22 protein-coding genes are annotated in these 25,147 nt (G+C 72.6%); 9 read left to right on the top strand and 13 right to left on the bottom strand.

Going from position 1 to position 25,147, the window contains the following annotated elements; genetic code table 11:
• Nucleotides 1-68 precede the first annotated feature (68 nt).
• Entirely contained in the window at nt 69-938 is an 870-nt protein-coding gene (locus E1287_RS24775; protein ID WP_207934439.1) for an NAD(P)-binding domain-containing protein, read from the top strand.
• Here E1287_RS24775 and E1287_RS24770 read toward each other — a convergent pair.
• A complete protein-coding gene (locus E1287_RS24770) occupies nt 935-1,672 on the bottom strand; it encodes a MarR family winged helix-turn-helix transcriptional regulator (protein WP_131967448.1) in 738 nt (245 codons plus the stop codon). The two genes, E1287_RS24775 and E1287_RS24770, sit on opposite strands and share 4 nt — an antisense overlap.
• Nucleotides 1,673-1,852: 180 nt before the next feature.
• Between E1287_RS24770 and E1287_RS24765 the strand changes: the two genes are divergently transcribed.
• Entirely contained in the window at nt 1,853-3,304 is a 1,452-nt protein-coding gene (locus E1287_RS24765; RefSeq protein ID WP_131967447.1) for a hypothetical protein, read from the top strand.
• A gap of 19 nt (nt 3,305-3,323) precedes the next feature.
• Here E1287_RS24765 and E1287_RS24760 read toward each other — a convergent pair whose 3' ends face one another.
• A complete protein-coding gene (locus E1287_RS24760; protein WP_131967446.1) occupies nt 3,324-4,118 on the bottom strand; it encodes an IPT/TIG domain-containing protein in 795 nt (264 codons plus the stop codon).
• A gap of 366 nt (nt 4,119-4,484) precedes the next feature.
• Here E1287_RS24760 and E1287_RS24755 point away from each other — a divergent pair, with 366 nt between their 5' ends.
• Together E1287_RS24755 and E1287_RS24750 are read left to right on the top strand one after the other, a co-directional pair.
• Nucleotides 4,485-4,796 carry a hypothetical protein gene (locus E1287_RS24755; RefSeq protein WP_131967445.1) on the top strand — a complete coding sequence of 104 codons (312 nt, stop codon included), beginning with the start codon at nt 4,485-4,487 and terminating at the stop codon, nt 4,794-4,796.
• A 54-nt stretch (nt 4,797-4,850) separates the two neighbouring features.
• Complete coding sequence (locus E1287_RS24750) at nt 4,851-5,846, top strand: LLM class flavin-dependent oxidoreductase (RefSeq protein ID WP_131967444.1); 996 nt, start codon at nt 4,851-4,853, stop codon at nt 5,844-5,846.
• Here the strand turns inward: E1287_RS24750 and E1287_RS24745 are convergent.
• The 7 genes from E1287_RS24745 to gabT all read right to left on the bottom strand — a co-directional run bounded on the left by E1287_RS24745 (nt 5,833) and on the right by gabT (nt 14,306).
• Complete coding sequence (locus E1287_RS24745; protein ID WP_131967443.1) at nt 5,833-6,624, bottom strand: SDR family oxidoreductase; 792 nt, start codon at nt 6,622-6,624, stop codon at nt 5,833-5,835. The two genes, E1287_RS24750 and E1287_RS24745, sit on opposite strands and share 14 nt — an antisense overlap.
• A 9-nt stretch (nt 6,625-6,633) precedes the next feature.
• Nucleotides 6,634-7,338 carry an ABC transporter ATP-binding protein gene (locus tag E1287_RS24740; RefSeq protein WP_131967442.1) on the bottom strand — a complete coding sequence of 235 codons (705 nt, stop codon included), beginning with the start codon at nt 7,336-7,338 and terminating at the stop codon, nt 6,634-6,636.
• Nucleotides 7,335-9,032 (bottom strand): ATP-binding cassette domain-containing protein, encoded by a 1,698-nt coding sequence (locus E1287_RS24735; RefSeq protein ID WP_131967441.1) that lies wholly within the window; start codon nt 9,030-9,032, stop codon nt 7,335-7,337. The genes E1287_RS24740 and E1287_RS24735 overlap by 4 nt, the downstream gene beginning before the upstream one ends.
• A complete protein-coding gene (locus E1287_RS24730) occupies nt 9,019-9,876 on the bottom strand; it encodes a branched-chain amino acid ABC transporter permease (RefSeq protein ID WP_131967440.1) in 858 nt (285 codons plus the stop codon). The genes E1287_RS24735 and E1287_RS24730 overlap by 14 nt, the downstream gene beginning before the upstream one ends.
• On the bottom strand, nt 9,869-11,050 hold the full coding sequence (locus E1287_RS24725; RefSeq protein ID WP_131967439.1) for an ABC transporter substrate-binding protein: 1,182 nt from the start codon (nt 11,048-11,050) through the stop codon (nt 9,869-9,871). The genes E1287_RS24730 and E1287_RS24725 overlap by 8 nt, the downstream gene beginning before the upstream one ends.
• A 1-nt stretch (nt 11,051) precedes the next feature.
• The gene (locus E1287_RS24720) at nt 11,052-12,761 is read right to left on the bottom strand and encodes an amidohydrolase (protein ID WP_243719418.1); all 1,710 of its coding nucleotides are present in this window, start codon (nt 12,759-12,761) and stop codon (nt 11,052-11,054) included.
• Between the two features lie 183 nt (nt 12,762-12,944).
• Complete coding sequence (gene gabT / locus E1287_RS24715) at nt 12,945-14,306, bottom strand: 4-aminobutyrate--2-oxoglutarate transaminase (protein ID WP_131967438.1); 1,362 nt, start codon at nt 14,304-14,306, stop codon at nt 12,945-12,947.
• A gap of 91 nt (nt 14,307-14,397) precedes the next feature.
• Between gabT and E1287_RS24710 the strand changes: the two genes are divergently transcribed.
• Complete coding sequence (locus E1287_RS24710; RefSeq protein ID WP_131967437.1) at nt 14,398-15,879, top strand: PucR family transcriptional regulator; 1,482 nt, start codon at nt 14,398-14,400, stop codon at nt 15,877-15,879.
• A gap of 4 nt (nt 15,880-15,883) precedes the next feature.
• Nucleotides 15,884-17,311 (top strand): aldehyde dehydrogenase family protein, encoded by a 1,428-nt coding sequence (locus tag E1287_RS24705; protein ID WP_131967436.1) that lies wholly within the window; start codon nt 15,884-15,886, stop codon nt 17,309-17,311.
• A 10-nt stretch (nt 17,312-17,321) separates the two neighbouring features.
• Here the strand turns inward: E1287_RS24705 and E1287_RS24700 are convergent, their stop codons facing one another.
• Both E1287_RS24700 and E1287_RS24695 read right to left on the bottom strand, forming a co-directional pair.
• Nucleotides 17,322-18,371 (bottom strand): alpha/beta hydrolase, encoded by a 1,050-nt coding sequence (locus E1287_RS24700; protein WP_131967435.1) that lies wholly within the window; start codon nt 18,369-18,371, stop codon nt 17,322-17,324.
• Nucleotides 18,355-19,791 (bottom strand): MFS transporter, encoded by a 1,437-nt coding sequence (locus E1287_RS24695; protein WP_131967434.1) that lies wholly within the window; start codon nt 19,789-19,791, stop codon nt 18,355-18,357. Before E1287_RS24695 ends, E1287_RS24700 begins: the two co-directional genes overlap by 17 nt.
• Nucleotides 19,792-19,923: 132 nt before the next feature.
• Here E1287_RS24695 and E1287_RS24690 point away from each other — a divergent pair, with 132 nt between their 5' ends.
• Nucleotides 19,924-20,910: a sigma-70 family RNA polymerase sigma factor gene (locus tag E1287_RS24690; protein WP_243719417.1), complete on the top strand. Its 987-nt coding sequence runs from the start codon at nt 19,924-19,926 to the stop codon at nt 20,908-20,910.
• 118 nt (nt 20,911-21,028) lie between these two features.
• Nucleotides 21,029-21,952 (top strand): hypothetical protein, encoded by a 924-nt coding sequence (locus E1287_RS24685; protein WP_131967432.1) that lies wholly within the window; start codon nt 21,029-21,031, stop codon nt 21,950-21,952.
• Here E1287_RS24685 and E1287_RS24680 read toward each other — a convergent pair.
• Nucleotides 21,949-23,202 (bottom strand): cytochrome P450, encoded by a 1,254-nt coding sequence (locus tag E1287_RS24680; RefSeq protein WP_243719416.1) that lies wholly within the window; start codon nt 23,200-23,202, stop codon nt 21,949-21,951. The genes E1287_RS24685 and E1287_RS24680 overlap by 4 nt on opposite strands.
• A gap of 22 nt (nt 23,203-23,224) precedes the next feature.
• On the bottom strand, nt 23,225-24,565 hold the full coding sequence (locus E1287_RS24675; protein ID WP_207934438.1) for a glutamine synthetase family protein: 1,341 nt from the start codon (nt 24,563-24,565) through the stop codon (nt 23,225-23,227).
• A gap of 160 nt (nt 24,566-24,725) precedes the next feature.
• Here E1287_RS24675 and E1287_RS24670 point away from each other — a divergent pair.
• A partial coding sequence (locus E1287_RS24670; RefSeq protein ID WP_207934437.1) for an acetoacetate decarboxylase family protein occupies nt 24,726-25,147 on the top strand: 422 nt, incomplete at its 3' end.

Raw genomic sequence — 25,147 nt, 5'->3', positions numbered from 1 at the left:
ATGCGGCCCGAAGGGTTCCCGAAGCCGCGCGCACCATGCTCATTCTCCTGATGGAAAGGGGAATTGCCATGACCGAACAGACATCGGTGACCGTCCTCGGCCTTGGGCTGATGGGGACGGCGCTCGCCGAGGCGCTTCTGAAGAACGGGCATTCCGTCACGGTCTGGAACCGTTCGCCCGGCAAGGCCGAGCCGCTGGCGGCCAAGGGCGCCCGGCGGGCGGCGACGGCCGCCGAGGCGATCGCGGCGAGCCCGCTGGTGATCGTCTGCCTGTCCGTGTACGCCGACGCGGACGACGTCCTCGCCGGAGATGCGCTGGCGGGGCGCACGATCGTCCAGCTCACCAACGGGACGCCGAAGCAGGCGCGGGCGCTGGCCGAGCGCGTCACGGGCGGCGGCGGACGGTACGTGGACGGCGGGATCATGGCCGTCCCGCCGATGATCGGAGGGCCCGACGCGCTCGTCCTCTACAGCGGCGACGAGACCGCGTTCGAGGAGAACCGGGCGCTTCTCGGCGCGCTGGGCAGGCCGCAGTTCCTCGGCGGTGACCCAGGTCTGGCGCCGCTGTTCGACCTCGCGCTGCTGGACGCCATGTACGGGATGCTCGCCGGGTATTTCCACGCGGTCGCGCTCGTCCGGTCGGAGAAGGTGCAGGCGGCGACGTTCACGCCGATGGTCACCGCGTGGCTGACCGCGATGATGGGGTCGTTCCCCGAATACGCGCGGGCGGTGGACGAGGCCGAGTTCGGCACCGACGTCTCCAGCGTCGCCACCAGCCAGGTCGCCTTCCCCGGGCTGCTGGAAACCAGCCGTGACCAGGGCGTGGACCCGTCGTACCTGGTCGCGCTGCGCGATCTGCTCGACCGCGCCGTGGCCGAGGGTCACGGCGCGGACGGCCTGGCCCGCCTGGTCACGGTGCTGGAGCGTCCGACCCCTTAGCCGGGCGCGGAGCGGGGCGGCGGTTCCGGCGACGGGGACGGGTGGTTCAGGTCGGGCAGGCCCACGTCCTGCCGCTGCGGGACGGCGTCCGGCGAGCGCGGCTCGGGCTCGGCGGAGGAACGGGCGGGCCCGGCGCGGCGGGCGGCGCGGCCGGACGGCTCGTCCTCGGCGAGCTCCCCGGTGAGGAGGCCGGAGGTCTCCAGGTACTGGCGGCCGCGGGGTGTCAGGTCCCATGCGTTGTGGCGCCACTCCTTCCTGCGCCACACGACGCCCGCGGACAGCAGCCTGCGGCCGACCCGGCTGATCTCCGTCTCGTCGGTGCGCAGCTCCGCGGCGAGCTCCTTGTTGGACAGGCCCTGCCGGCGGTACACGGCGAGGAGGAAGCGGGCGGCGTGCCCGTCGGGCTGCAGCGCGAGCTGGAGGCCGGACGGGAGCCGCTTGAGCGCCCAGTGGACGACGTCGATCAGCCCGAGGATGCGTCCGCGCTGCTCGCGCTGCGGGCCGTCGAGGGCGTTGACGTCGAGGTAGTGGCGGTGCAGCCACTGGAGCCCGTCCTGGCATTCCACCAGGGCGGGCTCGTCGGCGCTGAGCGAGGCGTCGGTGATCAGCATGCCGAGGGCGCTGAAGTGCCCGTCGCTGATGACCTTGGCGTGTTCCATCGAGTCGATGAGGCGCCGGACCTCTGTCCGGCGGTCACGGTCGCGGGCGGGAGCGGGGGCGGGCACAGCGCTCATGGTCACTCTCCAAAAGGTCGACGAGCACCGCCGGGATCCCTCCAGCATGAGCGGATGCCAAGTGATTGTCAAGTGATGAGGGTACCGGCCTCTGTTGCCGACGACACTGAAACCGGCGGCCACGAGAGTTAGCATCGATCCACCACCCGTAACCACGTGTGTCAACCCCCGGGGGCGCTTATGACGGATCAGTTGGCCGCAGCCGACTACCCGGCCGAACCAGCTGATCTCTTCGTCCGGCTCTACGACTCGATCGCGGACGGCGTCTTCCAGGACTGGACGGCCACGCGCTGGTACGCCGACGAACAGGTCCGGCGGCGGGCGAACGAGATCGCCGAGACCGTCCTGGACGGCGGCGTCCTGGACCCCGCCGAGACCGCGGAGATCATCGCCGCGCGCGGCGACCTCGGCCGGTTCACGATCATGCTCGGGCTCGACCACGCGCTCGCCCACGCCAGCCCGTATGGGCCCTACCACGGCGCTCCCGCGCTGGCCGCCGTGCTGGTCAACTACCTGACCGAGGGCAAGCTGAACGGGCACGGCACGACGGGCGCGCTGCTCCCCCGCTGCGCGTTCCCCGGACGGCCCCGCGGCCTGCGCACCAAGGCGGAGTTCTTCGGCGTCCACCGCGTCCCGCAGCAGGAGTGGGACAAGATCGACCACCGGGTCCTGCCCGCGGTGAACGACCCGCACTTCAGCCGGGAGGAGCCGGTCGCGGTCGGGTGCGCGCCGGTGCTGGAGACCTTCGACGACGTGGACATCGAGTTCGAGGAGCGGCACGGGATGACCGTGTACCGGCTCCGGCCGATGGACTCGTCCGGGATCCGCAGCCGCGTCAAGGCGATCGTCCGGCGGCTGGACGAGTCCGGCGCCCAGCTCGCCGTCATGCCGGAGGCGTCGCTGTCGGACTCGCTGCTCGAACTTTGGAAAGAGGTCGCGTTCGATACCGCCGGTCGCGACCGCGACCGGCGCCCGCTGCGGTTCCTGCTGCTCGGCAGCGGCCCGCTCGGCGACGAGGACCCGCCGCCGAACCGCTCGGTTCTGCTCGACCGCTGGACGGGGCAGGAACTCCTCGTCCAGGACAAGCTGTCCGGCTTCACGCTGGACGCCGGGCAGATGCGGCTGTGGCGGCTGCCGGACGCTCCGCCGTCCGGCACGGCCGTGGAGTACGCCAGGCCGGGCACGCGGATCAGCCTGCTCGACTCGTCGCTCGGCCGCCTCGCCGTCCTGATCTGCGAGGACCTCGGACGCTCGATCGGCTGGGAGCGCGAGCTGGAGTCGTGCGGGGTGTCGCACCTGCTCGTCCCGATCTTCTCCAAGCCGATCCTGGAGCACCGCTGGGAGGACCAGGGCGCCGAGCGGCAGGTCGCGGGCCTCGGCACGTGGGTGACGGTCTCCAACAGCCTCGCGGTCGGCGCCGCCATCCCGGACGAGGACCTCCCGGGCACCCGCTACACCTGCCTCGTCGCCGGTCCGAAGACCCTGCACCGCACCGCGTACGTGACCGAGCGCCAGTTCGGCGTGTCCAGGACGGGCGCCGAGCTAGGGCGGCTGCCCACGTCCGAGCTGCCCCGCGTCTTCCCGGGCGCGGCCTACGACGCCTGGCACGAGCACTGGCAGGACCCCAAGTAGGCGTCGCCCGGCGGCGGCCTCACTCGACCGTGAACGGCTGCGGGCTGGTGGCGGCGCCGTCCGGCGTGTTCACGATCGGGGGCCCAGAGGTCGCGCCCGCCGGAACCGTCGCGCGGACGAGCGTGTCCGTCGCGTCGGTGACCGACGCCCGCACCCCGCCGAACCGGACGGCCGTCGCGGACGCCAGCCCGCTGCCGTGCAGGGTGACCGCGGCGCCGACCGGCCCCCTGGCGGGCTCCAGCCCGCTGATCGTCGGCGCGGGCGCGTGGTCGCGGCCCGGCCGCGCGGGCGCGAGCAGGGTCGCGAACACCGCGCGGAACTTCTCCGCCGTCTCGCGGGAGAACTGCCCGACGAGCGCGGCGATGGCCGCGACCCCGTACGGGTTGACGTCGGACGGCCCGCCCAGCGGCGAGGTCAGCCCGCCGCGCACGACGAGGTAGACGACGAGCCCGAACAGCGCCCCGACGAACGGGAGCAGCAGGTACATCATCAGCCAGCTCCGGCGCAGCGCGCGGTTCCCGACGTACCAGTAGAACGACCGCAGGACGTGCGCGACCGCGCCGAGCGCGCCCGCGGCCATGACGATCACGAACAGGCTCGTCTCGCGGGACATCGTCGGCGACCACCCCGCCAGGTGCAGGGTCTTGGACACCGGCACGATCTCGGTGCGCCCGTCCGGCCCGGTCCGCGGCCCCGGCGGCCACGCCTGGACGAGGACGATCACCAGCACCGCCGTGAGGACCATCAGCACGGCGAACACGACGACGATGTCGCGGGTGCGGGCGTACTCGGATCCGACCGGCGACTCCGCCACGGCTCTCCCTCTGTCGTTCTCTCGCGTCCGGGTTCTGCCGGATATCGAGGCGGGGCCGGACGGCGTTTCCTTTACGCCTTGATCAAGCGATTTTCAAGAATCCGACAATCCAGTGCAAATTGGTGGAGTCTTCATTAACGGTTCGCGGGACGCCGAGTGCGCGACCGTACTCTCCCGCCATGCGCCGAACAGCAGCAGCACTCGCGGCCGTCCTGACCGCCGGCCTCACCGCCGGGGCTCCGCTGGGGCTGCGGCTGCGCTGAATCTGTTGGCCGGTCGTCCGAGAAAAGGGCGACAGGACCCTCGCGCGGCGCGGTCACGAAGCGTATGATCTACATCACTTTCGCTAGTGATCGGTGTGCTCGCATGACAGAAGCAGTCTCCGCCGCCTCCGTCCCCGCGCCCGTCTCCGGCACCGCGTTCGGCATCGGCGCGGACGGGACGTACACCCGGTTCGGCCAGGTGGCCGCGTTCGTCCTCGGCGTCCTCACCATGTTCGCCTTCCTGCCGCTGCTCGTGGTCGCCGCGATGCTCTACACGCGGTCCGAGACCGTGTTCGCCGAGGATCCCGCGCGGGCGCGCAGGCTGGTGAACTGGTCGTGGATCAGCATCGCGGTTCCCGGCGGCCTCGCCTTCATCGCCTTGGCCGTGCTCGGGCTCGGCGCGCTGCTCAGGTAGCGCGTTACTCGGGCGACGGGAAGAGGACAGGGGCGTCCGGGGTTGACGCTCGTTATGAGCGTTCCCTTCTCCGTCCTCGATCTCGCGCCCGTCGTCAGCGGCTCCACGTCCGGCCAGGCGCTGCGCAACACCCTCGACCTGGCCCGGCACGCCGAGCGGCTCGGGTTCCACCGGTACTGGCTGGCCGAGCACCACGCGATGCCGGGCATCGCCAGCTCGGCGACGGCCGTGCTGATCGGGCAGGTCGCGGCGGCGACGTCCGAGATGCGGGTCGGGTCGGGCGGGGTGATGCTGCCGAACCACGCGCCGATGGTGGTCGCCGAGCAGTTCGGGACGCTGGAGGCGCTCTACCCGGGGCGCATCGACCTCGGTCTCGGCCGCGCGCCCGGCACCGACCAGGCGACCGCGCTCGCGCTGCGGCGCTCCCCCGAGGCCCTGTCGGTGGACGACTTCCCCGAGCAGGTCGCCGAGCTGCGCGGCTACTTCGCCGCGGGCGGCAAGGTGACGCCGGCGGCGGGCAACGAGCCGCCGGTGTGGCTGCTCGGATCCAGCGGATACAGCGCGCGGCTGGCGGGGCTGCTCGGGCTGCCGTTCGCGTTCGCGCACCATTTCAGCGCGCAGAACACGGTGCCCGCGCTGAGCCTGTACCGGGAGTCGTTCCGTCCGGGCGCGCTGGACGAGCCGTACTCGATGATCGGCGTGTCGGTCACGGCCGCCGACACCGACGAGCGGGCGCTGGAGCTGGCGCGGCCGCAGGCGCTGGCGTTCCTGCGGCTGCGGCGGGGCGCGCCGGGCCCGCTGCCGACGCCGGAGGAGACGGCGGCCTACCCGTACACGGCGCTGGACCGGCAGATGATCGACTCGCGGCTCGCCGACCAGGTCATCGGCGGGCCGGAGACCGTCCGGAGGCGGATGGACGCGCTGATCGAGCGGTCCGGCGTCGACGAGGTCATGGTGGTGACGCAGGTCTACGACCACGCCGACCGGCTGCGCTCCTACGACATCCTCGCCGACCTCTACAAGGACAGCTTCGCGCCTAGCGCGGTGTGACCTGGAAGTTGAACGGGATGGTGCCGGGGTCGGGCAGGGCGGTGCCGCCGTCCACGCTCAGCACGGCGCCGTTCACGTAGGACGCCTCCGGGCCGAGCAGCCACATGACCGCCGCCGCGGCCTCCTCGGACGTCCCCGCCCTGCCCTGCGGGACGAGCCGCGTGACCTCGTCGTAGGCCTCCTCCGGGCCGAGGCCGTACGGCTCGCCGAAGTAGCCCATCTCCATGTCGGACATCTCGGTGCGGATCCAGCCCGGGCACACCACGTTGGCGCGGACGCCCTGCGGCCCGTAGTCCACCGCGATCGTCTGGGTCAGCATGGTCAGCCCGGCCTTGGACGTGGCGTAGGCGGCGCAGCCCAGCGGGACGCGCAGCGACGCCACCGACGACACCGCGACGATCGACCCCTTCGTCTCGATCAGGTGCGGCAGCGCGGCCTTGGCCAGCAGGAACACCGAGGTCAGGTTGGTCTGGACGGTGATGTTCCAGTCCTCGGGCGACAGGTCGAGGACGCCGCCGTTGCGCAGGACGCCCGCGTTGGCGACGACCCCGTCCAGGCGTCCGTGCGCGGCGACGACGCCGGACACCAGGTCCGCGACGGCCTCGGGCGAGGAGACGTCGCAGACGCGGGGCTCGGCCCCGGTCGCGGCGGCGACCCGCTCCAGCGCGTCCTTGCGGCGCCCGCAGACCACGACCGTGTCGCCGCGTCCGGCCGCGTCCGCGGCGACTGCGGCGCCGATCCCGCTGCCCCCGCCGGTGACGATCAGAACCCGTTGCATTCCATCTCCTCAGCTGTGGCCCGCAGGCTCACCAAGATAGGCGGCGTGCAGGACGTCGGGGGCCTTGCGCAGCGGGGCCGCCGGGCCGCTGTGGGTGAGCCGGCCGCCGGCCAGGACGTGCGCGGTGTCGCCGATCTCCAGCGCGAGCGTCGCGAACTGCTCGACCAGCAGGACCGCGGCGCCCGCGTCCGCGAGGGCGCGGACGGCGGGCAGCAGCCGCTTCACGATCACCGGCGCGAGGCCGAGGGACATCTCGTCGATCAGCAGCACGGACGGCGACATCGACAGCGCGCGGGCCAGCACGACCATCTGCTGCTCGCCGCCGGACAGCAGCCCGGCCTGGACGTCCATGCGCTTGGTCAGCTCGGGGAACAGTTCGAGGGCGCGGTCGCCTCCGGTGCCGCGCCGCGCGACGCGCAGGTTCTCCGCGACGGTGAGGCCGCTGAAGACCGTCCGGCCCTGCTCGACGAGCGCGATGCCGCGCTTGGCCCGCGTCACCCGGTCGAGGCCGGTGAGGTCGGCGCCGTCCCCGGTCAGCCTCCCGGCCGTGATGGGCAGGACGCCCGCGATCGCTTCGAGCAGGGTCGTCTTCCCGGCGCCGTTCGGGCCGAGCAGGACGGTGACCTCCCCGGCGGTGACGGTCAGGCCGACGTCCCGGACGATCGGGGCGCCGCCCCGCCCGACCGACACGTCCTCCAGCTTCAGCTCCTTCATGTGAGGGCCACCTCGTCTCCCAGGTAGGCGCGCGCCACTTCGGGTCTCGCGAGGACCTCGGCCGGCGGCCCCGCCGCGATGACCGAGCCCGCGTCGAGGACGACGATCGTCGCGCAGGCGTGCCGGACCATGTCCAGGTCGTGCTCGATGAGCAGCACGGACGCGCCGTACCTGGCCGGGACCTCGATGAGCCGGTCGGCGAGCGCGAGCGACTCGGCGTGGGCGAGTCCGGCGGCGGGCTCGTCCAGGACGATGAGCTTGGGCCGGGCGAGGATCGCGGCGGCCACCTCAAGCAGGCGGCGGCTGCCGACGTCCAGGTCGAGGACGTGCGCCGCCGCGGGCGGGCAGCCGAGGAAGTCGCGGACGTCCTCCAGCTCGTCCCGGGTGACCGTGCGGTGCGCGGCGAAGCGCAGGTAGGCGCCGACGGTGAGGCCGGTCGGGACGCGGTCCTGCTGGAAGGTGCGGCGCAGCCCGGCGGCGGCGCGGCGGTGCACGGGCAGCCCGTCCAGGCTGCGGCCGTCGAGCGCGACCGTCCCGGCGGCGTCCCTGATGAAGCCGGACAGCGCGTCGGTGAGCGTCGACTTGCCCGCGCCGTTCGGCCCGATGAGGCCCATGACGGTGCCTTCGGGGACGGTGAGGTCGACGTCCTGCAGCGCGGCGACCTGCCCGAACCGGACGGTGAGCCCTTCCGCCCTCAGCAGCGGCTTGGTGCCGAGCGGCGGTGTACCGCCGTCCGCCGGATCTCGCGGCGGCGGCACTGGAGCCGGACGGCGCGCGCGCAGCCGGCGGGCCAGCCCCTCCATGATGCTGCTGCCCTGCGACAGCGCCTGGACGGCCCCGACGCCGAACAGCACGTTCGCCCAGTCCTGCGAGATCCCGGCGCGGCGGAAGAACTCCGGCACGAACATGATCAGGAAGCCGCCGAACAGGGCGCCGAAGATGAACTCGCTGCCCGCCATCACCGCGACGACGAACAGCGCCAGCGACGCGATCACCCCGAAGTTCTGCGCGGTGATCATGCCGACCTGCCCGGCGAGCAGCCCGCCCGCGAGGCCCGCCGCGAACGCGCTGAGCGCGAACGCCGACAGCTTGGCGCGGGCGACGCTCGTCCCGGCGGCGGCGGTGGCGCGCTCGGAGAACCGGACGGCCCGCCACGCCGCGCCCATCCGGGTGCGCCCGACCCATTCGACGCCGAGCGCGAGCACGACGAACAGCAGGCCCGCGTAGACGAAGTACTGCCGGTCGGTGGCGATGAACTCGGGCCGCAGCACCTGCTGGTAGGTGTCGACGCCGGGGAAGTTGACCGCGGAGACGACGACGGCCGCCGCCGCGGCGAACCCGAGTGTGACGACGGCGAGGTGCACGCCGCGCAGCCGCAGCGCCGGGAGCCCGATCAGGATCCCGAACGGCATCGCGACGACGCCGCCCGCGATCGTCCAGAGGATCAGCGTCCCCGGGGCGTTCCAGACGTTGAGCTGGGCGACCGTCCAGGCGCCGACGGCGGCGAACGACAGCTGGCACAGCGAGTTCATGCCGGCGCGCCCGACGATGCCGAGGCCGAGCAGCGCGACCGCCGACACCAGCGCGGACGTCGCGAGGAACAGCCAGTACTGCGGGACGGCGACCGCCGCGACCACGACGACCGCCAGCGCCAGCAGCGGCTGCCGCACGAACGTGAGATCAACGCGCGACATCCCACACCTCCCGTCGCTGGGACCAGATCAGGATGGCGAGGATCGCCAGGAACGGCACCGTGTCGCGGTACTGCTGCAGTTCGGACACGTGAGCGAGCGCGCCCTGCAGCGCGCCGAGCCCGAGCCCGCCCGCGACCGTGAGGCCGAGGCTGCGGAAGCCGCCGACGAGCGCGGCGGCCCCCGCAGGGATGATCATCAGGGCCAGCGACGTCTGGTCGCTGGTCTGCTGCGGCGCGATGACCAGCAGCACCGCCGCCGACAGCAGCCCGGTGACCGCCCACATCAGGACGCCGAGCCGCCGGGACGGGATGGCGTGCAGCTCCGCGGTCGTCGGACGTTCCGACAGCGCGCGGAGCCGCAGCCCGAGGACCGTCCGGGTGAGGACGAGCCACGCCCCCGCCGCCACCGCGATCGACCCGACCGTGCACACGGCCGCGGCCTGCGTGATCGTGATGTCGTTCACGGTGAAGAGCGAGCCGCCGAACTGGCCGGGCATGCGGCGCGGGTCCGTCCCGAACGCCAGGTAGGACACGGCGAGCAGGCTGACCAGGAACGCGATCGAGATCGCGGAACGCTGGTCGGGGCCCGCCTCACCGAACCATCTGCCCATCACCCAGCCGAGCACGGCGGCGCAGAGCGTCGCGGCGAGCAGCCCGGCGAGCGCGGCGAGGCCGTAGGGCCAGCCGTGCTCGGCCAGGATCGCCATCGTGTAGACGCCGATCACGCCTATCGCGACCTGCGCGAAGTTGACGACCTTGACCAGCCGGAACATCAGCGTCAGGCAGAGGCCGAGCGCGGCGTACGCGCCGCCGCCGGCGAGTCCCGCTATCGCTCCCTCAACCATTGGGCAGTTTGATCCAGTCGTCGGTGAGCACGGTCCAGCCGCCCTTGCCGTCCGGCTGGACGAACTTGGCGGCGAGGTTGGAGGCGTGCGAGTCGCCGGACCCGAACGCGAACGGCAGGCCGGTCATCTCCGAGGGCAGCGGCTTGAGGTTCTTCATCGCCTCGGTGACGGACTCGCGGGTGATGTCGCCCTTGATCGAGCGCAGCACCGTGACCAGGTGCTGGGCGGCCAGGTACCCGCCCTGCGCGAACGCGGTGAGCGGCAGCTTGTGCCGGGTCATGGTGTCGCGCCAGTCCTTGTTGGCCGGGGACTGCTCGTCGGTGTACGGCTCGAACTCCGACAGCGCGTTGATGTCCTTGCCGGCGGCACCGAGCGCCTTCGCCACCTCGACGGTGTAGGCGGGCGCGAGGAACAGCCACTTCATGTCCTTGACCTTCTGCGCCTGCGCGGCCTTCACCCAGCCGATCAGCATGGGCTCGACGCCGTTGAACAGCACCGCCTCGCAGCCCGCGTCCCGCGCCCGCAGGATGTAGGGCGTGAAGTCGGTGGTGTTCGCCGACAGGCTCAGGTCGGTGATCAGCAGCTTCTTGCCGGTGATCTTGGACCAGCGGTCGACGCCCTCCTTGTAGGCGTTCGCGGTGCTGCCGATGATGACGAAGAACGCGCAGATCTTGTCGAGCTTCAGCGTCTCGGACGCGTAGTACAGCGACACCGTCGAGCCGAAGAACGGGCCGGTGTTGACCGGCGAGATGTTCGGCGAGCTGAAGCAGCCCGGGTCCACCCCGATCCCGCGCACGTCGGTGATCTTGTTCTGCTGGTACAGCGGGCCGTTGACCTGGCAGTCGACCAGGCTGGCGCCGCCGGCGAGGGCGACGGCCTTCTTGTTCTGGATGACGTCGCGGGCGGCGAGGGCGGCGCTGGCCGGGTCGCCCTTGTCGTCGGCGGCGGTATAGGCGATCTTGCGTCCGTTGATGCCGCCCTTGGCGTTGACGTCGTCGAACACGGCCTTGGCCGCGGCCGACGCCTCGGGGAAGGTGACCGGGCCGCTCAGCGTCGACACCGACCCGATGTCGATCGGCCCGTCGGACCCGGTACCGGAACCGGAGCCGCAGGCGGCCAGGGGCAGCGCCAGGACGGCGGCGGCGAGGATGCGTGCGATATGTGAGGTTCGCATGTCAGAGACCTTCGGTGCTGTGGACGACCCCGCCGTCGAAGACGGTCATCGCGACGGGGACGTCCGGGAGGTCGTGCGGGTCGAGCGAGGTGATGGTGCCGTCGAGGACGGTGACGTCGGCGGCCCTGCCGGGTTCGAGGGTGCCCTTCCAGTCCTCGGCGAAGTCCTGCCAGGCGGCGTTGACGGTGTACGCCCGGATCGCGTCGGGCAGCCCGACGCACTCCTCCGGGCCGTACACGCGGCCGCTGGCCTTCGACTCGCGCAGCATCATCGCCGCGATGCCCTGCCGCCAGTTGGGGTAGGTGACGGGGGCGTCGGAGCTGGCGGTGACGGGGATCCCCGCCTCCAGCGCCGAGCGGACGGGGTACTGGTAGGCGGCCCGTTCGGGGCCGAGCATCTCTGCCAGCATGTCGACGATCGTCCATTTGATCGCCGGGTTCATGTTCGCGCCGAAGCGGTGCTCGGCGAGCTTGCGGAGGCTCTGCGGCCCCGGGAGGTCGGCGTGGATGACGTAGTGCCGCGGATCGTCGCGGGGGTGCTGGATCTGCGCGGCCTCCAGCGCGTCCACGACGGCGTCGAGGGAGCGGTCGCCGGTGACGTGCACGCCGAGCTGGTGCCCGGCGATGTGCGCGAGGCGGATCATCTCGTTCAGTTCGGTGGTGCGGTGCGCGTCGGTCGCGCCGTGCACGCAGAGGCAGCCGAACCCGCCGCCGCCGGCGTACTCGTCGCGCATCCACGCCGTCTTGTTGGGCGGGGTGCCGTCGGCGAAGAGCTTGACGCCGATGACGCGGAGGATGCGCGGGTCGACGTCGTCCGGGACGCGGGCGCTCGCGAGGCCCTCGGTGATCTCGGCGACCGAGCCGCCCATGCCGTGGAGCATCAGCAGGACGCTGACGCGGGCGCCGAGGTCGCCGGCGCGGGCCAGGTCGCCGTAGACGTCCAGGGTGAGCTGGTCGGACGCGCCGGCGAACAGGCTCTTGCCGCCGGGGCCGAGGCCCGGCTCGGTGTAGCTGGTGATGCCCTCCTTGTGCAGGACGGCGACGTTCTCGCGGATGGCCCGCTCGATCTCCTCGCGGGTGTAGGCGGGCAGGCGTCCCTGGATCAGCTCCTGCGCGCCCTCGGCGAGCAGCCCGGCCGGGTTGCCCGCGCCGTCGGTGTGGATCACGCCGCCCTCGGGGACGGCGGTGTCGCGCGTGACGCCGGCCAGGTCGAGGGCGCGGGAGTTGACCCAGGTGAGGTGGCCGGTGAAGTCCTGGAGGTAGACGGGGTGGTTCGGGGCGACGGCGTCGAGGTCGGCGCGGTCGGGCATCCGGCCACCGTCACCGCATTCGGAGAGGTAGCCGGGGTCCCAGCCGTAGCCGCGGATCCACTCGCCCTCCGGGGTCCCGGACGCGGCCGCCTTCACCGACTCCTGGATGTCGGCGATCGACCGGACGGTGGGGAACGCGACGTCGATCGCCAGCGGCGGGCGGGTCGTGCCGAACGCGGCGCCGTGCAGGTGCGAGTCGTTGATGCCGGGGAGCGCGGTGCGCCCCCGCAGGTCGACGATCTGCGTGCGCGGCCCGGCCAGCGCGCGGATCTCGCCGGTGCCGCCGACCGCGCTGATCCTGCCGCCGATGATCGCCACCGCCCGCGCCACGGAGAACTCCGCGTCGACCGTGAGGACCTCGCCGTCCAGCAGCACCAGGTCCGGGGTCGCGTCCATAGCCATCCCTCGCACTCCGTCCCTCGCCCCTCGGGGTGAAAATTTGGGCCCAAACGTATTGCGAACGTACGGGGCCCGATAACGAAGGGTCAATAACGGACGCGTAACGGAGTGACGCCGTTCACAGGTACCCGGGCATGCCGGAACCGCCGACCCCCTTCGGGGGCCGGCGGCCGTTGTTCGCGCAGGTCAGCCCGCGAACGCCTCCTCAAGGACGTCGAGGCCCTCGGCGAGCAGCTCCTCCGGGATGACGAGCGGCGGCAGGAAGCGCAGGACGTTCCCGTACGTCCCGGTCGTCAACACGAGCAGCCCCCGCTCGTGGCAGCGCGCCGCGATCCGCGCGGTCAGCTCCGGATCGGGCTCCTTCGTGCCCGGCCGCACCAGCTCGATCGCGACCATCGCGCCGCGGCCGCGGACGTCCCCGATCGCGGGATGCCCGGCGGCGAGGGCGCGCAACCGGGGCAGCATGATCTCCCCGATCCGGCGGGCGCGCTCGGTGAGCTTGCCGTCCTCGATCTCCTCCAGCACCGCCAGCGCCGCCTCGCAGGCCAGCGGGTTGCCGCCGTAGGTGCCGCCGAGCCCGCCGCCGTGCACCTTGTCCATGATGTCGGCGCGGCCGGTGACCCCGGCGAGCGGCAGCCCGCCCGCGATGCCCTTCGCCGTCGTGACGAGGTCCGGGACGATCCCCTCGTGCTCGCAGGCGAACATGTCGCCCGTCCGGGCGAAGCCCGTCTGGACCTCGTCCGCGATGAACAGGACGCCGTTCGCGCGGCAGAACTCGGCGAGCGCGGGCAGGAACCCCGGCGCGGGCTCGATGAACCCGCCCTCGCCCTGGATCGGCTCGATCAGCACGGCCGCGACGTTCGTCGCGCCGATCTGCTTGCTGATCTGGTCGATCGCCTGCGCCGCCGCCTCGGGCCCGCAGTTCTCCGGGCCGGTCGGCCAGCGGAACGGGTAGGCGAGCGGCATCCGGTAGACCTCGGGCGCGTACGGCCCGAACCCGTGCTTGTACGGCATGTTCTTCGCGGTCAGCGTCATCGTCAGCAGCGTCCGGCCGTGGTAGCCGTGGTCGAACACGACGACCGCGTCCCGCCCGGTGGCGTACCGGGCGATCTTGACGGCGTTCTCCACCGCCTCCGCGCCGCTGTTCACCAGGAACGAGCGCTTCTCGTGGTCGCCCGGCGTGATCCGGTTGAGGTTCTCGCACACCGCGACGTACGACTCGTACGGCGCGACCATGAAGCAGGTGTGGGTGAACCGGTCGGCCTGCGCCTTCACCCGCGCCGCGACCCGCGGGTTGGCGTTGCCCACGCCGGTGACGGCGATGCCGGAGCCGAAGTCGATCAGCGAGTTGCCGTCCGCGTCGACGACCACGCCGCCGTCGGCGTCCGTCACGTACACCGGTAGCACGCTGCCGACGCCCGGCGGGACGGCCGCCGTCCGGCGCTTCTGCAGCTCCCGGGAGCGCGGGCCGGGGATCTCGGTCACGACGCGTCGTTCCTGCGGCAGCCGCGCGCCGCTCGCGGTCAGGGCAGGGTCCTGGCTGGTCATGGCCTGAACATAGATCGGCGGCCGCCTACGATGAACCGTACGGGACGGCGAAATCCGCCCCTAGGGATAGACACTTTGCACAGGGATTGCGATGCCGCCCACTCTGGCCTCCGTGGCCGCCCTCCCGCAGCTCGGCCTCCGGTCGCTCACCGGACCGCTGCCGGACGCCCTGGTCGTATGGGTCGCCGTCAGCGAGCTGGAGGACCCGACGCCGTTCCTCGAGGGGGGCGAGCTCGTCCTCACCACGGGCATGCGGCTGAGCGGGGCGAACGCCGCCGGTTACGTGTCCCGGCTGGTCGGACGCGGCGTCGCCGGGCTCGGGTTCGCGGTCGGCGTCATTCACGACGACGTCCCGCCCGAGCTGATCACGGCGGCGCGGGACCAGGGGCTCGTCCTGCTGGAGGTGCCGCGCCCGACCCCGTTCATCGCCATCGGCAAGGCCGTCTCGCGGATGCTCGCCGCCGAGATGTACGAGGACGTGACCCGCGCGTTCCAGGCGCAGCGCGAGCTGACCCGCGCCGCGCTGACCGGGCCCGGCGCGCTCGTCGCGCGGCTGGCGCGGCTGCTCGGCGGGTGGGCGCTGCTGCTCGACGCGTCGGGGGCCGTCCAGCACGCCGAGCCCGCCGCCGCCCGCGACCGCGCCGAGGCCATCGCGCCGGAGCTGGCGCGGCTGCGGCGGGGCCGTCCGGCGGACGGGGGCCGGGCGGCGAGCGTGGCGCTGGCCGTGCCGGACGATCACATCGTCGTGCAGCGGATCGGCCTGGGCGGGCGCCCGCGCGGCTTCCTCGCCGTGGGGACCGGCGCGCCACTCCCCCACGTCGCGCACACGATCGTCGGCGCCGCGGTCGCCCTGCTGACCCTCCAGTCGGAGAGGCCGCGGACCGGCCGCGACCTGCGGGCCTCGCTCGCGGCGCTGCTGCTCGGACGCCCAGGCGACGCGCCCGCGGTGCCGAACGGGCCGGTGCGCGTGCTGGCCTGCGCGGGCGGGCCCGCCGTGCTGGACGTCCTGGAGTCCGACCCCGCCGGGGCGCGGTGCCTGACGCTGCCGCTCGACGGGCACGCCGCCGTGATCGTCCCGGACGAGGTGATCGGCGCCGTCGAGCCGCTGCTCGCGGCCCTCGGCCCGGTGGGAGTGTCCGAGCCCGCCGCGGACGATCTCGGAACCGCGCTGCGGCAGGCCGAGGACGCGCTGGCCGCGGCCGTCCGGTCGCACCGGGACGCCGTCCACTACTCCGCGCTTCCCGGGCAGGGCGTCCTGTGGCTCCTGGAGCCCGGACTCGCGCACGCCTTCGCCGACACGCTCCTCGCGCCGCTCCGGGACGAGGACCTGGTCGAGACCGTCCGGGCGTACGTGGCGGCCAACGGGCAGGGCGAGGCGGCGGCGCGGGCGCTCGGCGTCCACCGGCACACGCTCCGGTCACGGATGCGCAAGGCCGCCGAGCTCCTCGGACGCGACCCCGACGACCCGGCCGTCCGCGCCGAACTGTGGATCGCGCTCTCCATCACGTCCAATCCGGACGACCGGATTGGACACCGCGGAGACTCGCATACGCGCCCGCCGGGGATAGCGTGAAGTCATGAACGTGACCCCATTCTGGCTGGCCGGCCGGCCCGAGACCGGTGACGGTGAGCTGACCGTTACGCATCCCTACGACGGCCGCGTGGTCGGGACGGCGGCCGTCCCGACCCCCGGGCAGGTGGAGGAGGCCGTCGCCGCGGCGCACGCGATCCGCGCGCAGGCGGCGGCGCTGCCCCTGCACGTGCGCGCCGAGGCGCTCGCGCACGTGTCCAGGCGGCTCACCGAGCGGGCCGAGGAGGTCGCCCGGCTGATCACCGGCGAGAACGGCAAGCCGCTGCTGTGGGCGCGCGGCGAGGTGACCCGCGCGATCTCCACGTTCCGGTTCGCCGCCGAGGAGGCCCGCCGGTTCAGCGCCACCACCCAGCGGCTCGACACCGACCCGGCCGCCGAGGGCCGGATGGCCTACATCACCCGCGTGCCGAGGGGCCCGGTGCTCGGCATCTCGCCGTTCAACTTCCCGCTGAACCTCGCCGCCCACAAGATCGCCCCGGCGATCGCGGCCGGGACGCCGATCGTGCTCAAGCCCGCCCCGGCGACGCCGCTGTCCGCGCTGCTGCTCGGCGAGCTGCTCGCCGAGACCGACCTGCCCGCCGGGATGTTCTCCGTCCTGACGGTGCCGAACGACCGGGCGTCCGACCTCGTCGACGACCCGCGCCTGCCGATCGTGTCGTTCACCGGGTCCGTGCCCGTCGGCTGGGCGATCAACGACCGGGCGCCGCGCAAGCACGTCACGCTCGAACTCGGCGGGAACGGCGCGGCGGTCGTCCTGCCGGACGCCGACCTCGACTGGGCCGCCAAGCGGATCGGCCTGTTCTCCAACTACCAGGCCGGGCAGAGCTGCATCGCCGTCCAGCGCGTCTACGTGGACCGCTCCGTCTACGACGAGTTCGTGCCGAAGCTCGTCGAGACGGTCGGATCCCTCGTCACCGGCGACCCGTGGGACGACAAGACCCAGGTCGGGCCGCTCGTCAGCCAGGAGGCCGCCGAGCGCGTCGAGTCCTGGGTGGACGAGGCCGCCGCCGCGGGCGCGAAGGTCCTGACCGGCGGCACCCGCGAGGGCGCCGCGTACGCGCCCACGGTGCTGGCGGACGTGCCCGCCGACGCCAAGGTGTCCCGCGAGGAGGTCTTCGGCCCGGTCATGCTCGTCCAGCCGGTGGACGGCGTGGACGAGGCGTTCGCGCTGGTCAACGACTCCAAGTTCGGGCTCCAGGCGGGCGTGTTCACGCGCAACCTCGACATCGCGTTCCGCGCGCACCGCGAGCTGGAGGTCGGCGGCGTGGTGATCGGCGACGTCCCGTCCTACCGCGCCGACCAGATGCCGTACGGCGGCGTGAAGGACTCGGGCGTCGGACGCGAGGGGCTGCGCTCCGCGATGGCCGACTACACCGAGGAGAAGGTCATGATCCTCACGGGTCTGCCTCTCTAGCGCTGCCGCTCTAACGCTGCCGGCGGGGCCCTGCGTACAGTCCGGTGCGCAGGGCCCCGGCCGCTTCGGACATCGCCTCCTGGAACCGTCCGCCCAGCGACCACAGGTTCGTGAAGCCGTGGAAGAGGTCGTCCTGGCGGTGCATCGCGACCGGCACCCCGGCCTCCTCCAGCCGCAGCGCGAACGCCTCCCCTTCGTCGCGCAACGGGTCGAACCCGGCCGTGACCAGGTACGTCGCCGGGAACCCGCTCAGGTCTTCGGCGAGCAGCGGCGACGCGGCCGGGTCGGCACGCCGTTCGTTGTCCGGGCAGTAGTGGTCCCTGAACCACGTCATGTCGTCGTCGGTCAGGTAGAACCGGTCCCCGAACAGCTCCCGCGACCGCCGCCTGACCGTCAAGTCGGTCGCCGGGTAGAACAGCAGTGCGAAGTCGGGCTTGCGTTCGGCGAGCACCCCGACGACGGCCGCGAGGTTGCCGCCCGCGCTGTCGCCTCCGACCGCGATGGCCGCCGGGTCGGCGTCCAGGTTCCCGGCGTTCGCCACCGCGTACCCGTAGGCGGTGAGCGCGTCGTCCGCCGCCGCCGGATACCGGTGCTCCGGGGCGAGCCGGTAGGCCGCCGACAGCACCCGCACCTCGGCGTGGACGGCCAGGTAGCGGCACACCGTGTCGTGGGTGTCGAGGTCGCCGATGACCCATCCGCCGCCGTGGTAGAAGACGAGCAGCGGGGACCCTTCCGGCAGGCCCTGCGGCGTGTAGAGCCGCGCCGGGACGCCGTCCGCGTCGACGTCCCGCGTCCGCACCGGACGTGCGGGCACCCGGTCGAGATAGGTCTGCCCTCGCTGGAGACCGCGCCGCGCCTCCTCCACCGTGGCCGCCCCCAGGCGCCCGCCCTCCAGCCGCGTCATGAGCAGGAGGAGCTGGGCGTCCAGGTCGAGCCGCTGGCCGTCCCGCCGCACGGGCGGCCCGGCGATCAGCCGTTTGACCGGCCCTGGCAGCCCGAACACCGCGCGAAGCAGCCCCCTCGTGACCGGGGGCGGCACCATCTCACTCAATCGCGGCATACTTCCTCCGGGGGACGCTGCGGCGATCGTAGCGTCCGGGCCCGTCCGCCCCGGCCGACCCAGGCGCCCGGGGGATGAGCAGGCCGGCGAGCGCACCGGCCAGGGACAGCGCGCCGCTCACCGCGATGGCAGGGGCGAAGCCGTCGGCGAAGGTCCGCGCCGTGCCGTAGCCGCCTTCGGCGGCGAAGACCGCCGCAAGGATCGCGACCCCGAACACCGCGGCGAACTGCCGCAGGGTGTTGAAGACGCCGGACGCCTTGCCGATCTCCGGCGGCGCGACGGCGTTCATGACGGACGTCTGCGCGGCTGGCATCGCCATGCTGACCCCGGCCCCCGCGAGGATCATCGGCGCGATGAGCTGCGAGTACGCCATCGACGGCGCGGCGACGAGCCCGATCCAGCCCATCCCGGCGGCCTGCATGGCCAGCCCGGCGGAGGTGAGGGCACGGGACCCGACGCGGTTCACCAGCGCCCCCGCGACCGGCGCCACCACGGTCACCGTCGCCGTCCACGGGACGAGGTGCAGCCCGGTGGCCAGCGGTCCCTTCTCCAGGCCCGCCTGGAGGAATTGGGTCATGAAGAACAGCGACCCGTACAGCGACGCGTACATGAAGAGCCCGGCGGCGTTGCCCGCGGAGAAGCCGCGCGAGCGCAGCAGCCGCATCGGCACCATCGGCTGCCGGACGCGCAGTTCCCACGCCACGAACCCCGCCAGCAGCAAGGCCCCGGCCACCAGCGCGCCGACCACCTCGAACGCGTCCCAGCCGGCGGGACCGGAGCGGATCAGGCCCCAGACGAGACCCAGCGCGCCGCCGGTCACCAGCACGACGCCGCCGACGTCGAAGGACGCCCCCGCCCCGCGGCTCTCCGGCACGCGCCGCAGCACCAGCGGGATGACGGCAAGGCCGATCGGCACGTTGAGCCAGAAGATCCACTGCCAGGCCAGCCCCTCGGTGACGATCCCGCCGACCACCGGCCCGGCGACGACCGCCAGGCCGGTCAGCCCGGCGAAGATCCCCAGCGCCTTGGCGCGCCGCTCGGGCGGGAACCCGTGGCTGAGCAGCGCCATCGCCAGCGGCATCACCAGCGCGGCCCCGCCGCCCTGGACGGCGCGTGCCGCGATCAGCCAGCCGATGCCGGGGGCCAGCGCGCACGCCGCCGACGCGGCCGTGAACAGCCCCAGCCCGGCGGCGAACATCCGCCGGCGTCCGAGCCGGTCGCCGAGCGCGGCGCCGGTCATCAGCAGCGCGGCGAAGGTCAGGTTGTAGGCGTTCACCGTCCATTCGAGCTGTTCGAGGGTGGCGGACAGGTCCTGCCGGATGCTGGTCAGCGCGGTCGCCACCACCGTCGCGTCCAGCGCCACCATCAGCGACGCCGTCGCGGTCAGGCCGAGCAGCCAGCCGCGTGTCCTCTGCGCCATGCGCGGTCCTTCGGTTCTCGGGTGAACGTGTTTCACCGGTCACCTGTACAAACCGGCCGAGCCGTGAAATTCAGCGGAGGAGAGCCGACGACTTCCGCCGCCGACGCCTGTCAGTACATGGGGAGGTGCGTCTTGACGAAGACCGATGAGAGGAACACAAGGGCCGAGGAGTTCGCGCGGCTGACCGACCCGTTCCGGCGCGAACTGCTGGCCTACTGCTACCGCATGCTCGGTTCGGTGCACGACGCCGAGGACCTGGTCCAGGAGGTCTATCTGCGTGCGTGGCGCTCGTACGACGCGTTCGACGGCAGGGCGTCGCTGCGGACGTGGCTGTACCGGATCGCGACCAACACGTGCCTGAACGCCTTGCAGCACAGCAGCCGGCGGGTGATGCCGTCCGGGCTCGCCTCGCCGTCGGACGATCCGCCGCCGCCCGGTATGCGCGCCCCCGAGGTGACCTGGCTGGAGCCGTTCTCCGAACGGCTGACCGGCCGCGCGCCGGACGACCCGGCCGCGATCGTGGCGTCGCGGGCCGGGCTGCGGCTGGCGCTGATCGCCGCGCTGCAGTACCTGCCGGGCAGGCAGCGGGCCGTGGTGATCCTGCGCGACGTGCTGGCCTGGCCGGCGGCCGACGTCGCGGAGATGCTCGGCATGACCGGCGCGGGGGTGAACAGCACGCTGCTGCGCGCCCGCGCCCGGCTGGAGCGGCTCGTCCCGGCCAGCGAGGAGATCACCGAGCCGGACGACCCGGTGCGGCGCGAGCTCCTCGACCGGTTCGCCAGGGCCTTCGAGGCGGTCGACATCCCGGCGATCACCCGGCTGCTCACCGAGCAGGCGGTCTGGGAGATGCCGCCCGTCCCGCACTGGTTCTCCGGACGGGACGCCGTGGGACGGCTGCTCAGCGCGCGGCTGTCACCCGTCCCCGGCGTGACCAGGCTCGTGCCCACCGTCGCGAACGGCCAGCCCGCCTTCGCGATGTACCTGCGGCGCGACGACGGCGTCCTGCGCGCGCACTCCATTCAGGTGCTCACCGTCACCCGCTCCGGCATCACTCACATATCGAGCTTCATCGACGAGGCACTGTTCGCGTACTTCGACCTTCCGTTCGTCCACGCGTGAGGGTGCGAGGGACGCGCCCCCGGCTGGACCGATCCCCTTCGCAGAAAGGGTTCTGGCGCCGTCGCGGCGATGGCTAAGATCGTCGCGGCGGGGTCGCAGGGCGTGACGGGAGCGGTGGATGCAGCGGTTGTGGAAGTTGCTGACGAGCTATGTCGACGTCGCCGTCGCGTTCGTCCTCGCGGTCGCCATCCTCGGCCTGGACATCGCGGGTGCCGCCTCCAGCAAGGTCGTGCAGAGCGCCACCATGGCGACCCTGGCCGTCGTCTCCCTCGTGCTGCTGCGCGACCGCGCCCGGAGCGACACCCGCGGCGACGAGGTCCAGCAGTCCATCAAGGCGCTGCAGAAGCAGATGGACGTGCGCGTCATCAGCGGCCACGAGTGCAACCGCGTCCTGACCGAGGCGCGCCGCGAGACCGACCGCTGGGTGTTCCGCGGCGCCACCGGCGCCTACATCCGCGCGGTCACGCTGCCGGAGTGCGTGTCGAGGGCCAAGCCGAGGCGGCGCAGGCTGGAGTTCCGGCTGGAGATCCTCGACCCCATGAACCCGGACCTGTGCCACCAGTTCGTGCGCCTGCACCAGAGGCTCGCGACGGGCCCGGACAGCCCGGAGCAGTCGTGGACGGTGGAGGAGACGCGCCGCGAGCTGTTCGCCACGATCCTCGCCGCGTGCTGGCACCAGCACCACTACGAGCTCCTCGACATCGACGTCCGGCTCTCCTCCGCCTACTCGCTGCTGCGCTACGAGCTGTCGTCGAGCTGCCTGATCTTCACCCAGCGGGGGCCGGAGTTCCCCGCGCTCGTGATCAACAGCGGCACGCCGTCGTACCTGGTCTGGGACTCGGAGCTGCACGTCAGCTTCCAGCAGGCCAAGCGCCTGCCGCTGCAGTCGGTGAAGGGCATGCAGCTGAGCGGCGTCCCGTCCCCGGATGAGATCCGCGACCTGTTCCAGGCGCTCGGGATCGAGCTGCCGGCCGGCTACACCGACGACGACCTGGTGCAGGTCCGCGAACTCGCGCTGAACTCGGCCGACCCGTACGCCTAGGCGAGCGTGACGGTCACCGGCATCTGCTTGATGCCGTTGACGAAGTTGGAGCGGACGCGGCGCACCTCACCCGCGAGACGGATGTCGGCGAGGCGGGGCAGCAGCTCCTCGAACATGATCCGCATCTCCAGGCGGGCGAGCGCGGCGCCCAGGCAGTAATGGGGGCCGCCCTTGCCGAACGAGATGTGGTCGTTCGGGCTGCGGGTGACGTCGAAGCGGTGCGGGTCGGCGAAGACCGCCTCGTCCCGGTTGCCGGACGCGAACCACAGAACGACCTTGTCGCCCTCGCTGATCGCCGTCCCGTTCACCTCGGTGTCGCGGGTCGCGGTGCGGCGGAAGTGGTAGACGGGCGAGGCCCAGCGCAGGAACTCCTCGACGGCCGCGGGCATCAGGCCGGGATCGGCGCGGAGGCGTTCGGCCTGGCCGGGGTGGTCGATCAGGGCCCGCATGGCGTGGGTGATGGCGTGCCGGGTGGTCTCGTTCCCGGCGACGACGAGCAGCAGGAAGTAGTTGTCGAAGTCGCGGTCGGAGAGGGGCTCGCCGTCCATCGGGGTCTGGTTGGCCAGGCGGCTGATGAGGTCGGTGCCCGCGCCGCCGCGGCGCCGGGCGGCGAGCTCGCGGCCGTACTCGAAGACCTCCAGCGACGCGGGGCTGCGGAACGGCAGGTCGCGGTACCGCTCGCTCTCCGCGCTGTGCAGCAGGACGTCGGCGTACTCGGGGTCGGTGTTGGCGATGATCCGGTTGCCCCAGTCGATGAGGCGCCGGGTGTCGCCGTCCGGGACGTCCAGCATGCGGGCCAGCACGTTGATCGGGAAGTCGGCGGCGATCTCCTCGACGAAGTCGAACGTGCCCTTGGCGAGCGCGGCGTCGAGGGTGCGGGCCGTTAGGCCGCGCAGGAACGTCGCGTATCCGGCGATGGCGCGTGGCGTGAACTCGCGTGACAGCAACCGCCGCATCGCGAGGTGCCGGGGCCCGTCCATCTCCAGCATGGAGCGGCGGATCTCGGCCTGGCGCTCGTCCACCTCCTCCAGGTTGACGAACTTCTCGGACGTGAACGTCGCGGAGTCGCGGTCGGCGGCCACGATGTCGGCGTGCCGGGTGAGGGACCAGAAGCCGCTGCCGCCGTCCGGCTCGGGGTTCCAGTGGACGGGCTCGGCACGGCGCAGGGCCTCGAACATCCGCCAGGGGGTCTCGTCGTCCATGAAGTTGTCGAGGTCGGCGAGATCGACGGCCAGCGTCTCGTTCGGCAACGGGCCTCCTTGGTGAGGGCGCTCAGAGGTGGTAGGCGTACTCGCGGAACTCCCAGTCGGTGACGTGCCGGCGGAAGCGCGCGACCTCGTCGCGCTTGTAGGCGAGGAAGGCGGTGACGAACTGCGCGCCGAGCACGTCCGTCAGCGCCTCGTCGGCGGCGAGGGCGTCGAGCGCGGCGGACAGGTCGCCGGGCAGGACGGGGGACTTGGCGGAGTCGTAGCCGTAGCCCTCCAGCGGCGGCGGCGCGGACGCCTTGTCCCGCAGGCCCAGGTAGACGGCGGCGACCAGGCCGGCGATCCCCAGGTACGGGTTGGCGCTGGCGTCCCCGAGCCGGACCTCGAGCCGGGACGCGGCGCCGCGCTCCGGCGGGATCCGGACCATGGCGCTGCGGTTGTCCAGGCCCCAGTCGATCAGCCAGGGGGCGAGGCTGTCGGGCCCGAACCGCTTGTAGGAGTTGATCGTCGGGTTGAGCAGCGCCGCGAGCGCGGGCGCGTGCTCCAGGACTCCGGCGACGGCGTGGTGCGCGGTCTCGGACAGACCGTCGCTCTCGGACCCCTCGAAGACGTTGCGGCCATCGGCGTCCAGGCACGACAGGTGGACGTGGAAGCCTGACCCGTCCTGGTCGTTGAACGGCTTGGCCATGAACGTGGCGAGCCGCCCCTCGCTCTGCGCGATCTCCTGGACGGACGACTTGAACCGGAACGCGCGGTCGGCGGCGTCGAGCGCGGCGGAGTGGTCGAGGTTGATCTCGAACTGGCCGCCGCCGAACTCGTGGTTGCCCATCGTCACGCCGAGGCCGAGGTCGCGCAGGTGCCGGAGGGTCCGCAGGACGTGGCCGTCGGGGTCGCCCTTGCGCCCGGAGGTGTAGACGTTGCCGGTCGCGTCGGCGTACCGGCGCCACCCGGTGGGCGAGGACGGGTCGCGTTCGCAGAGGTAGTACTCGAACTCGGGCCCGGCGACGGCGTGGACCCCCAGCTCGCCCAGCCTGCCGATGGCGCGGCGCAGCACCTCGCGGGGCCCTTCGGGGCAGAGGTCGTCGCTCGCGGGCTCGTACGCCTCGCCCAGGCAGGACGCGACGCCGTCCTCCCACGGGATCTTCGCCAGCGTCGACAGGTCGGGACGGACGCAGATGTCGGGGAGCCCGGCGTCCATGCCGCCGGGGACCTCGACGGTCTCGCCGCCCGGGGTCGTGTGGTAGACGGCCCGGCAGAACGACAGGCCGTGGTCGACGGCCGCGGGCAGCCGCTCGACGAGCACGTCCCGCGCCCGTTCGACGCCGATCAGGTCGGGGTAGGACACCCGGACCACGTCGATCCCGTCGGCGGCCAGTTCCCTCACCACGTCCTCGACCGGTCGGCTCACGCGCACTCCCTCAAACTCATTTGGCCTCAAACCATATGGCGGACGGACACTCCTGACAACACTCCACGCGCGAACCCCCTGATCGCCAGGGGGTCGGAGTGGCGATTCCGCCCGGGAGGCACTATCGTACGGGCCCAAACAATCCGCCGGGAGGAACGTGGTGGCGACCGTCCGAGGCTTCCTGCACCCCAAGACCGCGACGGGACGATCGTCGCTGATCCCGAGCCCGCCGTGGCACTACTCGGGCGACCTGCTCACCGTCGAGTACCGCACGGACCCCGCGCGCGTCGCCGAGCTGCTCCCCGAGCCGCTCTCCCCCGCCGCCGACGACCCCGGCGCGGTCGCGATCATCTGGGCCGACTGGCAGTCGTGCTCGGAGTCCGGGGAGGAGCTGCTCGACCCGGTCCGCGCGCAGTACAAGGAGTGCTTCGTCGTCGTCCGCTGCTCCTTCGAGGGGCGGACGTACTCCCGCTGCGTCTACATCTGGGTCGACAAGGACTTCGCGATCGCCCGCGGGCTGCACCAGGGCTACCCGAAGAAGCTGGGCTCCATCCACCAGACGCGCCCCCACCCGTACGGGCC

Source organism: Actinomadura sp. KC06 (assembly GCF_004348735.1).
Classification (GTDB): Bacteria; Actinomycetota; Actinomycetes; order Streptosporangiales; family Streptosporangiaceae; genus Spirillospora.
The sequence above is the reverse complement of the archived record's forward strand: the minus strand, read 5'-3'. Positions and strand labels throughout refer to the sequence as shown.

What these genes read in the sequence shown, in the direction of transcription:
- E1287_RS24765 (WP_131967447.1), top strand. Translation starts at nt 1,853, where the DNA reads ATGACGGATCAGTTGGCCGCAGCCGACTACCCGGCCGAACCAGCTGAT.
- E1287_RS24770 (WP_131967448.1), bottom strand. Translation starts at nt 1,672, where the DNA reads ATGAGCGCTGTGCCCGCCCCCGCTCCCGCCCGCGACCGTGACCGCCGG.
- gabT (WP_131967438.1), bottom strand. Translation starts at nt 14,306, where the DNA reads ATGACCAGCCAGGACCCTGCCCTGACCGCGAGCGGCGCGCGGCTGCCG.
- E1287_RS24755 (WP_131967445.1), top strand. Translation starts at nt 4,485, where the DNA reads ATGACAGAAGCAGTCTCCGCCGCCTCCGTCCCCGCGCCCGTCTCCGGC.
- E1287_RS24750 (WP_131967444.1), top strand. Translation starts at nt 4,851, where the DNA reads ATGAGCGTTCCCTTCTCCGTCCTCGATCTCGCGCCCGTCGTCAGCGGC.
- E1287_RS24720 (WP_243719418.1), bottom strand. Translation starts at nt 12,761, where the DNA reads ATGGCTATGGACGCGACCCCGGACCTGGTGCTGCTGGACGGCGAGGTC.
- E1287_RS24705 (WP_131967436.1), top strand. Translation starts at nt 15,884, where the DNA reads ATGAACGTGACCCCATTCTGGCTGGCCGGCCGGCCCGAGACCGGTGAC.
- E1287_RS24735 (WP_131967441.1), bottom strand. Translation starts at nt 9,032, where the DNA reads ATGTCGCGCGTTGATCTCACGTTCGTGCGGCAGCCGCTGCTGGCGCTG.
- E1287_RS24775 (WP_207934439.1), top strand. Translation starts at nt 69, where the DNA reads ATGACCGAACAGACATCGGTGACCGTCCTCGGCCTTGGGCTGATGGGG.
- E1287_RS24740 (WP_131967442.1), bottom strand. Translation starts at nt 7,338, where the DNA reads ATGAAGGAGCTGAAGCTGGAGGACGTGTCGGTCGGGCGGGGCGGCGCC.
- E1287_RS24700 (WP_131967435.1), bottom strand. Translation starts at nt 18,371, where the DNA reads ATGCCGCGATTGAGTGAGATGGTGCCGCCCCCGGTCACGAGGGGGCTG.
- E1287_RS24730 (WP_131967440.1), bottom strand. Translation starts at nt 9,876, where the DNA reads ATGGTTGAGGGAGCGATAGCGGGACTCGCCGGCGGCGGCGCGTACGCC.
- E1287_RS24695 (WP_131967434.1), bottom strand. Translation starts at nt 19,791, where the DNA reads ATGGCGCAGAGGACACGCGGCTGGCTGCTCGGCCTGACCGCGACGGCG.
- E1287_RS24745 (WP_131967443.1), bottom strand. Translation starts at nt 6,624, where the DNA reads ATGCAACGGGTTCTGATCGTCACCGGCGGGGGCAGCGGGATCGGCGCC.
- E1287_RS24685 (WP_131967432.1), top strand. Translation starts at nt 21,029, where the DNA reads ATGCAGCGGTTGTGGAAGTTGCTGACGAGCTATGTCGACGTCGCCGTC.
- E1287_RS24710 (WP_131967437.1), top strand. Translation starts at nt 14,398, where the DNA reads ATGCCGCCCACTCTGGCCTCCGTGGCCGCCCTCCCGCAGCTCGGCCTC.
- E1287_RS24725 (WP_131967439.1), bottom strand. Translation starts at nt 11,050, where the DNA reads ATGCGAACCTCACATATCGCACGCATCCTCGCCGCCGCCGTCCTGGCG.